At 36.0% G+C, this 14,991-nt stretch carries 14 protein-coding genes and 1 pseudogene; 9 read left to right on the top strand and 6 right to left on the bottom strand.

Features of this window, described 5'->3' with window-relative positions:
• Window positions 1-148: 148 nt before the first annotated feature.
• Entirely contained in the window at window positions 149-892 is a 744-nt protein-coding gene (locus CIK00_RS19815) for an AAA family ATPase (protein ID WP_101770282.1), read from the top strand.
• Entirely contained in the window at window positions 879-1,535 is a 657-nt protein-coding gene (locus tag CIK00_RS19820) for an HNH endonuclease (protein WP_101770283.1), read from the top strand. The genes CIK00_RS19815 and CIK00_RS19820 overlap by 14 nt, the downstream gene beginning before the upstream one ends.
• Before the next feature lie 280 nt (window positions 1,536-1,815).
• On the opposite strand, the pseudogene CIK00_RS19825 reads toward CIK00_RS19820, so the two are convergent.
• The 3 genes and pseudogenes from CIK00_RS19825 to CIK00_RS19835 all read right to left on the bottom strand — a co-directional run.
• Window positions 1,816-2,055: pseudogene (locus tag CIK00_RS19825) on the bottom strand (phage integrase N-terminal SAM-like domain-containing protein); the annotation flags it as partial.
• 134 nt (window positions 2,056-2,189) lie between these two features.
• Entirely contained in the window at window positions 2,190-2,324 is a 135-nt protein-coding gene (locus tag CIK00_RS21730) for a hypothetical protein (RefSeq protein ID WP_373322837.1), read from the bottom strand.
• Window positions 2,325-2,587: 263 nt separating this feature from the next.
• Window positions 2,588-4,075: an oligopeptide:H+ symporter gene (locus CIK00_RS19835; RefSeq protein WP_101770284.1), complete on the bottom strand. Its 1,488-nt coding sequence runs from the start codon at window positions 4,073-4,075 to the stop codon at window positions 2,588-2,590.
• A gap of 532 nt (window positions 4,076-4,607) precedes the next feature.
• Between CIK00_RS19835 and CIK00_RS19840 the strand changes: the two genes are divergently transcribed.
• From CIK00_RS19840 to CIK00_RS19865, 6 genes are all read left to right on the top strand, one after another.
• Complete coding sequence (locus CIK00_RS19840) at window positions 4,608-5,060, top strand: hypothetical protein (RefSeq protein WP_101770285.1); 453 nt, start codon at window positions 4,608-4,610, stop codon at window positions 5,058-5,060.
• 520 nt (window positions 5,061-5,580) lie between these two features.
• Window positions 5,581-6,159 carry a leucine-rich repeat domain-containing protein gene (locus CIK00_RS19845; RefSeq protein ID WP_233426582.1) on the top strand — a complete coding sequence of 193 codons (579 nt, stop codon included), beginning with the start codon at window positions 5,581-5,583 and terminating at the stop codon, window positions 6,157-6,159.
• A 377-nt stretch (window positions 6,160-6,536) separates the two neighbouring features.
• A complete protein-coding gene (locus CIK00_RS19850; RefSeq protein ID WP_101770286.1) occupies window positions 6,537-6,944 on the top strand; it encodes a VOC family protein in 408 nt (135 codons plus the stop codon).
• A 54-nt stretch (window positions 6,945-6,998) separates the two neighbouring features.
• Window positions 6,999-7,508, top strand: coding sequence for a GNAT family N-acetyltransferase (locus tag CIK00_RS19855; protein WP_101770287.1), 510 nt, complete (start codon window positions 6,999-7,001; stop codon window positions 7,506-7,508).
• 52 nt (window positions 7,509-7,560) lie between these two features.
• Window positions 7,561-8,259, top strand: a complete 699-nt coding sequence (locus CIK00_RS19860; RefSeq protein ID WP_101770288.1) for an aspartate/glutamate racemase family protein — start codon at window positions 7,561-7,563, stop codon at window positions 8,257-8,259.
• A gap of 109 nt (window positions 8,260-8,368) precedes the next feature.
• The gene (locus CIK00_RS19865; protein ID WP_101770289.1) at window positions 8,369-9,388 is read left to right on the top strand and encodes a transposase; all 1,020 of its coding nucleotides are present in this window, start codon (window positions 8,369-8,371) and stop codon (window positions 9,386-9,388) included.
• 359 nt (window positions 9,389-9,747) lie between these two features.
• Here CIK00_RS19865 and CIK00_RS19870 read toward each other — a convergent pair whose 3' ends face one another.
• The 3 genes from CIK00_RS19870 to CIK00_RS19880 all read right to left on the bottom strand — a co-directional run bounded on the left by CIK00_RS19870 (window position 9,748) and on the right by CIK00_RS19880 (window position 13,894).
• Window positions 9,748-11,094 (bottom strand): DEAD/DEAH box helicase, encoded by a 1,347-nt coding sequence (locus CIK00_RS19870; RefSeq protein ID WP_045039615.1) that lies wholly within the window; start codon window positions 11,092-11,094, stop codon window positions 9,748-9,750.
• 93 nt (window positions 11,095-11,187) lie between these two features.
• Window positions 11,188-11,466, bottom strand: a complete 279-nt coding sequence (locus CIK00_RS19875; protein WP_045038647.1) for a hypothetical protein — start codon at window positions 11,464-11,466, stop codon at window positions 11,188-11,190.
• 229 nt (window positions 11,467-11,695) lie between these two features.
• Window positions 11,696-13,894: an immunoglobulin-like domain-containing protein gene (locus tag CIK00_RS19880; RefSeq protein ID WP_101770290.1), complete on the bottom strand. Its 2,199-nt coding sequence runs from the start codon at window positions 13,892-13,894 to the stop codon at window positions 11,696-11,698.
• Between the two features lie 513 nt (window positions 13,895-14,407).
• On the opposite strand from CIK00_RS19880, the gene def reads away from it, so the two are divergent.
• Window positions 14,408-14,920: a peptide deformylase gene (def, locus tag CIK00_RS19885; RefSeq protein ID WP_101770291.1), complete on the top strand. Its 513-nt coding sequence runs from the start codon at window positions 14,408-14,410 to the stop codon at window positions 14,918-14,920.
• Window positions 14,921-14,991: the final 71 nt, after the last annotated feature.

Genomic DNA, 14,991 nt, shown 5'->3' on the forward strand with positions numbered 1-14,991 from the left:
CTAAATTAGCAGCATCGTGTTTGAATGCGACTGAATAAGTTGTTCGAGCTTTTTTCATTATGTACACCATTTTGATATTAAGAGTATTTTATCCTATTTAGGTGTACAAGTTCATTAAGCCACAACAGATCATAGCTCTATAAGAGAAATTGCAGATGCAATTTCATTCCTTACATCTTTGCAAGATAAAAAGAAAACTATCTCGATGGAAGTAGATTTCTCATCTTCAAAAAGAGTTTTCTTTAACAAGGAGTACTTTACAGATGATATTTTAATGAAATCAATATCGATTTTATTAAAAAATAATATTATACGGCTAATGGATGTTAAACTTTATAAACATGAATTTGGAACTATGTCTCTTCGACGAGCAAGTTCTGGTGAGCAGTGTATGTTAGTTATGATGCTTGGTATTGCTGGACATATTAATGATCATTCAATAATTCTAATTGATGAGCCAGAAATAAGTTTACACCCAAAATGGCAAGAGAAATTCACAAGCTTATTAATTGAAGTTTTTTCAAATTACAAAGGTTGCCAATTTATTATCGCGACACACTCACCGCAGATTGTATCTAACTTAAACTACTCTTCTTGTTTTATTACTTCAATTACTAGAGGGGAAGTGTATAACGCTCACAAGTTTGCATCTCAATCTTCTGATTTTCAACTTGCTGAATTATTTGATGCTCCTGGTGCGAAGAATGAATATATAACTAGGTTGGCATTTTCATTATTGTCGAAAATTAAAAAGCAAAAGTTTATTTCTTCGGAAGACGAAGATAAGTTAAAACAACTATTGAATTTTATACCTGAACTCAGAGAAGACGATGCAGTTCTAGAACTAATAATTACAATTAAAGAGGTTATGAGTTTCTATGCCTCTAATTAACGAAGAGTTTAACTTTACTAGAGAGCAGCAAGAATTAGTAAGTCAGAAACTAGCTGATGATAGCTTTCTACACACTGACTGGGGGAATGATGACCTTCAAGATGTTAGATCGTCACTTCGTCGTTTTTATAGAAGTAAGCAAATAGGAAAATGTGCTTTCTGTTTTAATGAGGTTTCCTTTGTCTCAGCTGCAAATGCTCAAGTAGAGCATATCGCACCTAAATCGTTGCATAGACAGTTTATTTTTGAACCTAAAAATTTGTGTGTTATTTGTGCGGACTGCAACACGATTAAGCGTGATCAAGAAGTCTTAAATGAGATGCCTGAGACGATTAATAATCCTAATGCCAGAGTTAGGTATCCTCGTGCTTCTTCAGCATTTAAAATAGTTCACCCTCATTTTGACAACTACCAAACTCATATAATAAAGCGAGGAAAGGTTTATGTTGATAGGACGCCTAAAGGGCAGTTTACGATATCTGCGTGTAAATTAAATCGATTTTTCCATCAATTTGGATTTGAAGAAGACTTCGTTGATGACGAAATTCTTATTGTGCTAATGACTTCTTTTATAGCAAGTGGAACTACTCATGAAAGAAAGATTGTACTAGATGCCTTAAAAGATCTCATGATTCTTATGTAACACTAAGATATAACAAATAAGGATATGTGTCGCGCAGCCGACACCTATCCGAAGTGTTGGACAAGCCCGGACGGCTTTATATAAGTAAATATTGGGAATGTCATGAAAGGTGATATTGAAAAGAAGTCGAGCGTTATCCTTGGCGTGAACCAATCAATTTAATCTATTGATTTATAATCAGATCCTCTTTAATTATTACGCGCTAATGCCATTATCCTTATTATTTTACGTTTTTATCTGGGTCGAAAAATCCCCGCAAAACATAGGACACCCATAACTTTCGTAATCCATTACGATCAATTCTGAAGGTGCTCCATGAATAGGTTTTAATCCGCTGAGCAAAGTATCGTTTTAGATCTTCAGTGGTTAACGTATCAGGTGATTTATCCAAATGGTGAGTAATACGAGGAAGTGCACGACTATAAGCATCAATAGTGGCTGGACGTTTACCTTGTAAGGTTAGGTGGGTAACATGTTCTTCATAAAGATAATCTGATCGTTGCTGTTGTTCGTTATTCATCGTAAAAACATAGGACACCCATAACTTTTGCAATCCACTACGATCAATTCTGACGGTGTTCCATGAATGGGTTTTAATCAGTTGAGCAAAGTATCGCTTGAGATCATCAGTGGTTAACGTATCAGGTGATTTATTCAATGGTGCCTAATGTGACGAAGTGCACGACTATAACCATCAATAGTGGCAGGACGTTTATCTTGCAAGGTTAGGTGGGTAACATGTTGTTCATAAAGATAATCTGATTGTTGCTGTTGTTCGTTATTCATCATTAATACTCTATTGTAAGGAGTATTAAAATTGGTGTGGTGCTTGCTATGCGACTGCAGCAATTAATCATATATTGCCTAATGAGTTAGAAATACAGTCAGAATTTTGTGTGCAAATCCTGGTGATGTTGAATCTGTTTTACCCTGAAATGTAAAAATCAACGTGTAGTTCTTCACACGCTTACAAAACAATAATAAAAAGCAGAATGAGCATCAAGCTTCATTCTGCTGTTGTGTTTAAGTCAGAGGATTCTTATTGATTGAACTTAATGTTGCTTAATCAACTCAGGAGATTCAGATTGTGAATTTGTCATCATGCGATTCAATTTTGGTACTGTGATCGCCATTACAATAGCAACCGCTAGAGTAATAAAACCAATGTTTTGGAATAACTCAGTGTAAACAGGCAGTGTATCTAGAGGATCAGTAAGATGCTCTGGTGTCACACTAAAAGTAGCAACATAGCCACCAATAATAAATGATGCCGCCTGAGTTAAGAACCATGCACCCATAGTAAAGCCCATCAAACGTTGTGGTACTAAGCTAGCAACCATCGCAAGGCCAAGACCACTGATCATTAGTTCACCTAAACTTTGGAATAAATAAACTAAAACCATCCACCAAATAGAGACCATACCTGCTTGGTCTGCAAACCAGTTTCCCGCAGCTGCTATTGATAAAAAACCGAATGCGCTCATAAACATACCAACCGTAAATTTACCGGGCATGGATAAGTCTTTATTTTTATTTCCATAATATGTATATAAGTAAGCCAAGATAGGGCTACAAAATACAACCCAAAATGGGTTTAGTGCTTGTAAACTAACTGGGTTAATATTGATACCAAATAATTCAGTATGAACGTTATTAATAGCAAAGAAGTTTAATGACGTTGGCATTTGTGCGTATAACACGTAGAAAATAATGGCTTGCAGCATAAGGATAAAGGCAACGATCATTTTGTTACGTTGTTCGCCCGTTTCTTTAAACGTTTCTTTTAAGAAAAAGCCAACAACCCCGATACCAATCGCACCAAGAGCCAAGTTAGCCATCATAATATTTTGCAGTAACCATGCACAAATTAAAGTAGAGGCAATAGTTCCAATTAGTACAATTAAGGCTTTAGTTTTATTTAGTGGTTGAGAATCCGGTTCTGAACCTATCCCTTGCACTGTGCTACGAAGATAAAAGTAGCTAAATAGGCTAGCGATTAATCCTAAACCACAAAGAAGAAAGGCATATTCATAACCGTAATTATTGGCAATAACAGGGCTTAAAGAAAGAGAAACAAGGGAGCCAATGTTGATAGACATATAATAAAGAGTAAATGCGCCATCTAAACGGGAATCATCTTTTTCATAACACTTGGCTAATAGGCTTGATGGGTTTGCTTTGAATAAGCCATTACCAACAGCTATAGCACCAAGAGCTAAATAGATAAAATCAGGATTAAGAATTGAAAATCCCATTAAGAAGTAGCCAAGTGCAAGAACTATTGCACCAAATACCATCGTCCGCTTAGTTCCAAGAACATAATCTCCGACGTAGCCACCGACAGAGACAAGTCCATATACTAAAGCAGCAAAGGCACCAAAAGTAACAAAAGAGTCTTGCATACTAAAGCCGAGCTTATCGACAAAGTAGACAGCGAGGATCCCTTGAAGTCCGTAGTAACCAAATCGCTCCCATAATTCAATGAAAAATATCATTTTGAATGGTTTCGGTTGGTTTAATATACTTGATTTATTTCCCATATTAGTTATTTAACCTAGCAAGTAGATGTTGTAGTGGTATTAAACGTTAAGTTAGATCTTATTAACGTGATATTCATTTGCTTTGAGTTAGTTTTACTGTGAGGTAAGTCCCATTAGATCAAATAGTTTGTGAAATAAGAGGTAAGAAAAAGTAATGATAAAAATATCACATTGTTTCATTTTCATTTCTTAAATATTTTGTTTTATGTTTATATCTGATTATTTATGTGTCTGAATATCAAAAGTGATTGACTATATAGTTATGTTTTAGCCAGTACAAAGGGTTCTGTCAAAACATAGAATATAGGACACCCATAACTTTCATAATTGATTACGGTGAATTCTGACGGTGCTCGATGAATGGGTTTTAATTCGTTCAATAAATGCATTAGCATGATTTTCTACACTCTTCGTTATTACTTTTCCTTTATTTTCAGTGAGTAAGGCTGTAAAATTTGGTGGGGTTTATATGGCGATAAATGTGTTATACAGGCGTTATATTTCAAATGAAAATTAGTATAGGAAGTAAATTATGAGTCAGTTATTAAAAAATATACCTTCTGAGGTAAGTAAGTATCTAAAAAGTATGGATAGTTATGATGACCCATGTTTTATGTTGATAAATTTAGAAAAGGATATTACTCCATTTATTGATATGATCGAAACTGAGGTTGATTCTGAAAAACCTTATGATAAGACAAGTATTCAACTTACTGAAAAATTATACTTTATTTCGCTGGATTGTACGTATGAGACAATGTTTAATATATTAGCTAAGCTTCGTAAAGGTATGAACGAATTAAATATGAATATTCATATATCTGTTTTTCGTCATAACTGTTTAGGAGAGCCAGAACAAACCTTTTTATGGTGTGAAATGCTTTTAAATGAAGTAAAGGAAGAGTTTGGAGGCAATAGTGGGCATAAGGTTAATGATTTCCAAGACAGACAAAATTGGCCGGGTATAAAAAAATATATGGCATAAAAAATATAACAGATAAGGATATGTATCATGCAGGTGACACCTGTCTTAATAAACATAGGACACCCACAACTTTGTATTTCAAAAAATAGATAATATTAATACGATTATCTGACTTGATAATCATCATTCTCTACAGTGAATGTCTGTGAGGGCGATAAGGTGTCTATTTACCGTGAGTATAAATATGGTTTTTCTATTATTACTCTAACAATCATTAAGATGCATTAGTAATATAGGATTGATGATTTCATGAGATGGCGAAATGAATAGTTAGAATAATTAAGTGATGTTGTAAATGCAACGTTATGTTTTTATTGTATTTTTTAAGGTAAGAAAGTAATATTTAGCTTGTGATTGATCATGATAATAAATATATTAATATTATGGTATCGCTTAGTTGTGAATGTTTTTTATGATTATTAGTGTTGTATTTTCTACGCCATAAAATATTCACATTTGTTATAAATATAGGTTTCTTTCATAAAGAGTATAAAATGAGCAGTTATAAACAACTATTACAGTGGCTACATGTGGGTTAGTCGTATCTTTAAATGCATTTTCAGGTGAGATGCTGGATGTTAACAATATTAAATTTGAAGATAATAATTTTAAGAGCTGTGTTTTAGCACAAAAAATCACAAATCCGAAAAATATAACTAAACTAGTGTGTCGTCAGGTAAATATAGATCATGCAAATGAAGTTAGTTATTTTCCTGCTCTCAAGGAGTTATGGTTATCAGGAGCACAATTGACGAACATAGATTTGAGTAAAAATACTGAGCTAACATCGGTATCTATAACTAAATCAAATCTAGCTAACTTGAATTTGAATAATAATCCTAAACTTACTGAGTTGAATGTTTCTTTTAACCATATTTCTAAGTTAGATCTTACAAAAAATCTACAATTAACAGATTTGAGCATCGTTTCTAATAAAATTGAAGATATTAATTTATCAGAAAATACTAAATTAATGTATTTGTGGGCAAAAGAGAATAATTTAAAAAAGATGGACTTTAGCCACAATCTTGAATTAATTCAAGCGGGGTTAACTGATAACCAGTTGTCTCAAATTAACAAAATTATATATTACAGATAATAAAATCACTAAGTTAGATATTAGCCATAATCCTAGATTAAGAGCATTATGGGCAACTGGGAATCCGTTAGTTGAGTTGAATATCAGCTCTAATCCTTCTTTAAATGATTATGAGGTTGATGAGACTATTTCTGTTAAAAAATAATTATTAAAACTTAATCGATAATATATGTGTCGAATTATCGGTACTTATTTACAGAAAAAATGTATCTATATGATTTTTTAACTATCAATATATGTTTTCTTAAAGACATATGATTCATCATTATCTATATGCCTTATTTTTTATTTCATATCCATCTTCTATTTCTAGATGATCAATGAGTTTATGTTTGAAATCAGGTAGAATTCTGTTTTAAAATCGTGGTGAAAATATTATGAATAAGTCTGTTGAACAAAGAATTGGTAATATTGCTTTAGTTGTTGAAAACTATGATGATGCGATTGATTTTTATACTAAGAAACTGCAATTCGAGCTTATCGAAGACACAGATTTAGGCGGTGGTAAACGTTGGGTTCAAATTTCGCCACCAAACTCTACAGGAACTAATTTACTTCTCGCACAAGCAAGTAATGATGAGCAATTAAAGTCTGTTGGTCATCAAGCGGGTGGTCGTGTCTTCCTATTTCTTCAAACGAATGATTTCTGGCGTGACTATAAGTTTATGCAAGCGCAAGGTGTTGAATTTACAGAAGAGCCGCGTGTAGAAGAATACGGTACGGTTGTCGTGTTTAAAGACTTATATGGCACTAAGTGGGATTTGTTACAATTAAACCCAAAATAATTGGTTTGTAAAGAAGACGTTTGAACAGTATTACTATTTTTAGGAACTTATTTGATGAAACTAATATCTGAAACAGAACAACTAATAATAAGACAATTAACGCTAGATGATGCTGAATTTATTATACAGTTATTAAATGAAGAAGCGTTTATTCGTTATATAGCAGATAAAAATGTTCGAACACATGCAGATGCTGTGAATTATTTAACGAATGGACCATTAGCGAGTTATCGTGATTATGGTTTTGGATTAAATTTAGTGTTACTGAAAGAGACTGCAACGCCGATTGGGATCTGTGGTTTATTAAAAAGAGAAGAATTAGATTATCCTGACTTAGGCTATGCATTTTTGACCGAGTTTTGTAAAAAAGGGTACGCAACTGAAGCGGCTTCCTCTGTGCTTAATGTCGGAATGAAAGCTCACTCTTTAAACACAGTTTTAGCGGTTACATTACTTGATAATGAAGGCTCTAATCGGTTATTACAAAAAATAGGGTTTGAGCTTAAAGGAACAATGGCGTTGTACGGTTCTCAAAACAATTTATATGAGTATACGTCGGCATAAAGGTAGGATAGCCATAACAGTTCTATACCATTTTTAAAATATGGAGTGCAGTATGAAAACAATCGGAATGTTAGGTGGTATGAGTTGGGAATCGACGGCAAGTTACTACAAAGCTATTAATGAAGGTATAAAAGCTGAACTCGGCGGGCTTAGTTCTGCAAAAATTTGTTTATACAGTGTAAACTTTGAAGAAATTGAAAAATTACAGCATCAAGGGCGGTGGAATGAAACGGCTGTTATTCTTACACAGGCAGCAAAAGCGGTAGAGGCTGGCGGTGCTGATTTTTTAATTATCTGTACTAATACTATGCATAAAGTTGCTTCAGAAATTGAAGCCGAGATATCGATTCCTATTCTTCATATTGCAGACGCAACGGCGAAAAAATTAGTCAGTGATGGCGTTAAAAAAGTTGGGCTATTGGGTACACGTTTTACAATGGAACAAGATTTCTATAAAAGTCGGTTAACGGATAAGTTTGAAATTGAAGTTATTGTACCAAACGCTGATAGCCAAACTATTGCTCATAACATCATTTACGATGAGCTTTGTAGAGGAATTATTACCGCAACATCTAGAGAAAAATATTTAAATATTATCAATGAATTATATAAAAGTGGTGCTGAAGCTGTGATTTTAGGTTGCACAGAAATAGCGTTATTGGTTCAACAGCAACATACCAACATTCCGTTATATGACACCACTGAAATTCATGCGCTCGAAGCCGTTCAGTTAGCGCTCTTATTAAAATAGTAAGGACAGCCATACCTTTTAATACCGAACAAAAAACGGGACAGCCAAATCATTGCAGACTTTCGATAAGCTACTACACTTAAGCTTCAAGTTGCTTATGGTGGAAGAAATGACTGTCTCAAGACGTAAATTGATCGAACCTCAAATTACTCCGTATTATCATATTATTAATCGCTGTGTCAGGCGGGCTTATTTGTGTGGTGAGGATCCGTATAGTGGTAAAAATTACCAACATCGACGTGGTTGGATCGTGAATAAAATCAAGCAATTGTCTGAGGTGTTTTGTATTGATGTTTGCGCTTATGCCGTCATGAGTAACCACTATCATTTAGTCTTAAAAATTGACACACAGCAGCAACAGTCATTATCACCTCAAGAGGTCATTTCCCGTTGGTTACAGCTGTTTAATGGTCATCCTATTGCGGTAGATTTTGTTAATAATGGCAATGTTGGTGCAGATAAGAAACAAGCGTTATCAACATTGGTTGCAGAATGGCAGTCACGATTAGGCAGTATTAGTTGGTTTATGCGCTGTTTAAATGAAGAAATCGCTCGTAAAGCCAATAAAGAAGATGATTGTACTGGTGCTTTTTGGGAAGGGCGTTTTAAATCTCAAGCGTTGTTAGATGAACAAGCATTACTTTCTTGCATGATGTATGTTGATTTAAATCCGATTCGAGCCGGACTTACAACATCGTTACAAGACTCTGATTTTACTTCAATTCAACAGCGAATAGCAGAATGCAATCAAACGTCTATAGCAAAAAAATCAACCTTAAATTCATCATCAATTAAGCGCTCTAAAATTGGATTATTACCTTTTGTTGGCGCTGAGCATCAGGCTAAACAGGCAGGGATTCAGTTTGATTTTGTTGATTATTTAGAGCTGATTGATTGGACTGGACGTAGTATTCGCGATGACAAAAAAGGCTTTATTCCTGCCACTCAACCTAAACTGTTACAACAAATGGGGGTTAATGCAGAAGCGTGGTTAGATAATAGTAATGACTTTATGGAGCACTATACTCATGTGAGTGGTAAATGGTCGCGAATGTGTTCGTTTCAACAGCATTTTGGTGGCCGTTGGTGTAAAGGTAAGGTAGCGAGTCAAAGATTACACCCTCACTAAATTCATTTTTGTAATTACAGAAACTTATTACCGCAATAATCGTTTATTGTGGGATTTTGTGATCTTGTTAAACAGGAAAGACGATGTTTTATTGTTGTGAGACTAGTTTTTTCACATTCAAAACCGAAGTAAATGGTATTTGGTTGTTATTGTTTCAGTGTGTAGTGGTTTTGATGCTAGAAAGATATGGCTGTCCTATTTTAGTTATGGCTGTCCTATATTAAAGCGTTTTAGTTATGGCTGTCCCATATTAAAACGGTCTTGCTTGGATTTGGAAAAGATATGCCTGTCCCGTCTTAGGGAGGAGAGAAAATATCGCCATAAAACTGTATAACAGATCTTATGGCGATTTATATCAATTAAACAGATTTAGGCTTACGCGTTCCACGTGGAATGCCGGTATCACGATCAGTGATTGGCTTGCGGTTTCTCGGCTTCTTTGCCTTTGGTTTATCTGTGCTTGGTGAATTGCTACGCGGCTTATCGTTGCGACGTGGCTTGTCACCGTTACTATTATCATCTTCAGGTTTTTGATATTTAGGCTTGAAGTTTAAAATAGAAATAGGCACTTCTTTGGTTGGTACAAAGCCTTCAATTTCTTTACGTACGATTAGGTGACCTAATAAACGTTCAATCATGCATAAGTTTTTGAAGTTATCGCGTGATACAAATGAAATCGCTTCACCTTTAGAGCCAGCACGACCCGTACGACCGATGCGGTGAACATACTCTTCAGGAGGGAAAGGCAGATCATAGTTAACAACGCGGGTTAGCTCATCAATATCGAGACCACGAGCAGCAACGCCTGTCGCGATTAAGTATTTTACTTTACCTGCTTTAAAATCTTCTAATACTTGTGCACGAGAACCTTGGCTACGACCACTGTGGATTGCTTCTGCGGCAATACCACGTTTTTCAAGTTGGCTTACTAACTTAGCTGCGCCGTGTTTAGTTTCAATAAAGATTAACGCTTGATCCCATTGTTGCTCATTAATTAAATGGCTCAATAGAGAAGATTTCATGTCTTTATCAACAGTGATCAAACATTGGTCAATTTTAGGTTGTGATGCTTCATCTTTAGCAACGCTAATTTCAACAGGATTACGAACAGCTGTTTTAGCAAGAAGACGCACTTGAGATGATAGTGTTGCCGAGAACAACATGTTTTGGCGATCAAGCGGTAAACGTTCGATGATCTTATTAATATCTTCGATAAAGCCCATATCTAACATACGGTCAGCTTCATCAAGCACTAAAATTTCAATCGCATCAAAGTGGATAGCACGTTTGGTGTACATATCCAATAAACGACCAGGTGTTGCCACTAAAATATCAACACCTTCAATTAGGCGACGTTTTTGTGGTTCGTAATCAACACCACCGTACATTGCCATTGAGGTTAAATTGGTGTGTTTGCTGTATTGAACAATATTTGCTTCAACTTGAACCGCAAGTTCACGTGTAGGCGCAAGAATTAATGCACGAACGCGTTTAGCTCGCACTTGCTGGCCATCATCAAGCATTTGCAGAATAGGAAGAACAAAACTAGCCGTTTTACCGGTACCTGTTTGTGCTGCTGCAAGTAAGTTTTTGCCGGTTAGTGCCACCGGAATGGCTTTTTCTTGAATCGGCGTAGGAGTGGTGTAACCCATATCGGTTACTGCTTTAACGATAGCGTCGCTTAATCCAAGCTTAGAGAAAGGCATGTAGAATCTCAGATAAATAAATCAAATAACGGCTATCTCTAAAAGTTAAAGTAATAGCCGACGAACAATGCCGTGGATTATAGCACGGCTACCTTAGGTCATTATATTATTTCGCATTAAGCCGCGGCGGACGTTTTTACATAACTTGCCAAACTGGCGAATTTCATCAAATTGTGGCGTTACACCACGTTCAATCGCATGTTCCCAGTAACTGACTTCGGTATCGACTAGTTCTAATAATTTCTTAGGACAGCCAATACATTTATTATCTGGTCCACAAACAAAGGTTTCAGGTTCATAAAGTGGAAATGCCTGCTTAACCTCAGTCAGAAGTTGGCGCATTGCCGTTTGACGATCAGGTTTTTTATTCATGGTATCACGTGTATCTGGGCTAAATTGGTATTCTAATTAAGCATAGTTAAAATAACCATGTTTATCTTATGCAAAGGTATTATTGGAAGGTATTGTTACAAATATTATTAAAAAGATGAATTGATTGGTATCAGGGCTAAAAAGTTGATTTTGTCATCATAAAAAAACCAGCAATAAGTTATTTACTTACCGCTGGCTTATTATTAATTACCCATAGTTATTTGGATAATTATAATTTATCCCAAGCATCAGCCCAGTATTGGCTTGTTGCTGGTGCGTATGATGCACTTGCACACCAACCTGTGTATGGCCATGGTTTACATTGGTATATATTGCCATCTGACGCTAATACTTTATCACCAGCAAGATAAGCTTTACCTGCTTCATAGGCAGGCGCATCTGTGACTGGTGGCTCAATTGTGCCTTTATTTTCTAAAGTGAAATGTGCTCGTTGTTCTACATTGTCATTGTTTGATTCAGCGATCATACGTAATGAGTATGTGCCAGCAACAACATTATTAAGCACCATATTAATGGTTTTGCTGTTATCTACCTTAGCCGTAAATTGACCACCTGAAACAGGGTAGCCCATTGCATCAATAACATCGATTTGTACTGAAGTTGCTTTATTTGCGCTGTAATTAAGGGTTAATTTTGCAGTGCCATTAGTGATGGTGTAGTTGCTATTAATGCCTGTTAAACTCGCAGTAAAATCAAGGTCAGGTTGCTCTGTATCACCACAATCTGTGTCGCCAACTTCACGCCATACACCCCATTCGCCAGTGGTACCCGGTTCATGACCTTGTGTCCACCAACCTGCTTGCCACTCTTTATTGTTATGGCTGACAACATTACCTTCAACATAAGTTGCATCTGCTTTCCATGCTGGCGTACATACGATAGAACCATCGTTAACCACCACAACACGTTTTACGGTTACTGTTTGGTTTGCACTATCAGTAATGCGGTAAATCAATTCATATGAACCTGCAATTGCTGTGTTTACTGTGCCAGAAACAGAAATGTTTGTTGTTAAATCGCCGTCTTCAGCATCTGTTGCAGAAACGCCAGCCATTGGGTCAAAGATGTCACCCACTTTGATAACGCTATTAGCTATGCCAGCAAATGTTGGTAGGGCGCTAAAGACAGTGACTTTACGTGGTGATACGGTCTCGTTGTCATTTGAATCTGTTACTGAGTAAGTCAGCACATAATCACCAACACGTTGAGTATCAACATTACCCGTTACCGCGATTGAATCGGTTAGATTGCCATCTTCTTTATCCGTTGCAGTAACACCTGCTAATGGGTTAAAAGTGGTTTTATGTTGAACGCGAGCATCAGTAATACCTGCAATGGTTGGTTTTCCAGGTTGAACAACAGGCGGAGTTTGGCTGTGAACAAATGGACCATAGGTTTCAATAAAGCTGCTGTTGTACGCTTTACCTGATGCGTCTGTACCGATATCCCAGTTAATTGACCATGTCATTATACCGCGAAGAGGTTGTGATTGTTTTTCAAGACGTGCAAAAGCATTAAACAGATCTTGAGGATCTTTAATAAAACCGGTTGCTGCGGCATCAATGTTAGTTGGAATACCAAACACTAATTTGTCGTGTGGAATAGTGGTAAAACCACGGGTGCCGTTAACCAATGAATCCGCAATGTAATAGATGAACTCTTCTTTTAATGTATCGTTGTTTTGTGCAATCCAGCCTGGGCCTTCAACGTAAACACCGTCGCCACCTTGGTTGTAAAATTGAGGGTTGATCCAATCGTAGTAACCATCAAGAGCGGTGATATAAGGAATATATTTACCCGCAGCGGTTAAGTATGGGAACTCAGGAGCCATAGTGATAAGGAAGTTTTTACCTTGCTCACGGTAGTGATCTTTTACGATGCGCAATGCAGCAGGAATAACAATTTGGTTATCTTTTGCATCAATAGCCGCTTGCTCAAGATCGATATCAAGGCCATCAAAGCCATAAACATCAGTGAGACGAATAATTTCAGCGGCAAAAGCATTTTCATCGCCTTTTTGCAGTTCAACGTGCGCATCTGCACCACCAAGCGCCAGTATAACGGCACGGCCTTGATCGTTCAGTAGCTTAATTTGGTCGATAAATTGTGATTCGCTTAAACCTGTTGAAGGATCTAAATGAAAAGTAGGGATACGACCTTCGGCAGTGTCATAAACTTTCATAAAAGAAACAGCAACCACATTATACATTGGGTTAGTGGCTTTAAGGCTCATAGCAGGAGCATTACCTGCTTTATAACCTCGACCGTCAGCCCAGTTATGCCAATAACCAACAACCACGCCATTTTCAGGGTTAACCATTTTTTCACCAGCATTGGCAGTGAAACTCATTGAGGTTAACGCAAGAGCAATAGCGTTTAATGTGAGTAATGTTGTTTTTTTATTCATTTATTTGACCCTGAAAGAGGTAAGAATGGTAATGATAGATCGAATAAATGCTATCACAATGGTTATTGATTAGAAGCGTGATTGTGTAACAAAAAACCTTGAAATCAGTCGGTTATTTGTCAATTAATTGTCGGGTAAGTATCATTTTTAGACTAAAAGTTGTCATGTTTTACTTATAATTGAACAATGAATTATTAGATGATGTTTTTTTGGGATTAAGAATGAATAAAGTAAGCGGAAATATGAAAAATTAAATAAAAAAAGGAAATATATTGTAAGGGATAGTTGTGATTATCTTATGAAGAGATATTAATAAAACAGTCATTTTTATTATGATTTAGTATTTGAATTAGAATGACTTATCAGATTAATTGTTATTATCAATTGTTGTTAAGGTCATTTTTTAGGTAAAATAGCGCTATCAACAGAAAACATGTAGGGGTTGTGATCCCTAACGTGAATCTGATAAGTTACCGCAAAGTAACCTAAATACTAGATTAAGTAAGAGATAAAATGGCAATTTTACAAGTAATAACCGCACCAGACCCACGACTAAATATTCAAGCTGAAGCAGTAACTGATGTTAAATCTGAATCTGTTCAACAACTTGTAGATGATTTACTTGAAACTCTATACGGTACAAGTAATGGTGTTGGTCTTGCTGCTACTCAAATTGGCCGTAAAGAAGCGATTGTTGTTATTGATATTTCAGATGAGCGCGATCAGCCGTTAGTGTTAATCAACCCTGTTGTTGAAAGCGGCGAGAATAAAGTAATGGGGCAGGAAGGTTGTCTTTCAGTACCTGATTATTATGCTGATGTTGAGCGCTTTGAAGCTGTGGTTGTAACGGCATTGGATCGTGAAGGCAATGAATTACGTTTTGAGCGTGATGACTTCCTTGCCATTGTTATGCAACACGAAATCGATCATCTTAAAGGTACATTATTCATTGATTACCTATCACCGCTAAAGCGTCAGATAGCGATGAAGAAAGTGAAAAAATACATTAAGATGATGGCTAATTAATAACGCGATCTGATTTGATAAGAAGGCTGTTGAGTTAATCTCAGCAGCCTTTTTTGTTTATTGGAATAATA

This window comes from Photobacterium carnosum, assembly GCF_002849605.1.
Taxonomy (GTDB): Bacteria; Pseudomonadota; Gammaproteobacteria; order Enterobacterales; family Vibrionaceae; genus Photobacterium; species Photobacterium carnosum.

Excerpts from the sequence above, each read along its gene's own strand:
- CIK00_RS19820 (WP_101770283.1), top strand. The coding sequence starts at position 879 with ATGCCTCTAATTAACGAAGAGTTTAACTTTACTAGAGAGCAGCAAGAA.
- CIK00_RS21730 (WP_373322837.1), bottom strand. The coding sequence starts at position 2,324 with ATGATGAATAACGAACAACAGCAACAATCAGATTATCTTTATGAACAA.
- CIK00_RS19835 (WP_101770284.1), bottom strand. The coding sequence starts at position 4,075 with ATGGGAAATAAATCAAGTATATTAAACCAACCGAAACCATTCAAAATG.
- CIK00_RS19840 (WP_101770285.1), top strand. The coding sequence starts at position 4,608 with ATGAGTCAGTTATTAAAAAATATACCTTCTGAGGTAAGTAAGTATCTA.
- CIK00_RS19850 (WP_101770286.1), top strand. The coding sequence starts at position 6,537 with ATGAATAAGTCTGTTGAACAAAGAATTGGTAATATTGCTTTAGTTGTT.
- CIK00_RS19855 (WP_101770287.1), top strand. The coding sequence starts at position 6,999 with ATGAAACTAATATCTGAAACAGAACAACTAATAATAAGACAATTAACG.
- CIK00_RS19860 (WP_101770288.1), top strand. The coding sequence starts at position 7,561 with ATGAAAACAATCGGAATGTTAGGTGGTATGAGTTGGGAATCGACGGCA.
- CIK00_RS19865 (WP_101770289.1), top strand. The coding sequence starts at position 8,369 with ATGACTGTCTCAAGACGTAAATTGATCGAACCTCAAATTACTCCGTAT.
- CIK00_RS19870 (WP_045039615.1), bottom strand. The coding sequence starts at position 11,094 with ATGCCTTTCTCTAAGCTTGGATTAAGCGACGCTATCGTTAAAGCAGTA.
- CIK00_RS19875 (WP_045038647.1), bottom strand. The coding sequence starts at position 11,466 with ATGAATAAAAAACCTGATCGTCAAACGGCAATGCGCCAACTTCTGACT.
- CIK00_RS19880 (WP_101770290.1), bottom strand. The coding sequence starts at position 13,894 with ATGAATAAAAAAACAACATTACTCACATTAAACGCTATTGCTCTTGCG.
- def (WP_101770291.1), top strand. The coding sequence starts at position 14,408 with ATGGCAATTTTACAAGTAATAACCGCACCAGACCCACGACTAAATATT.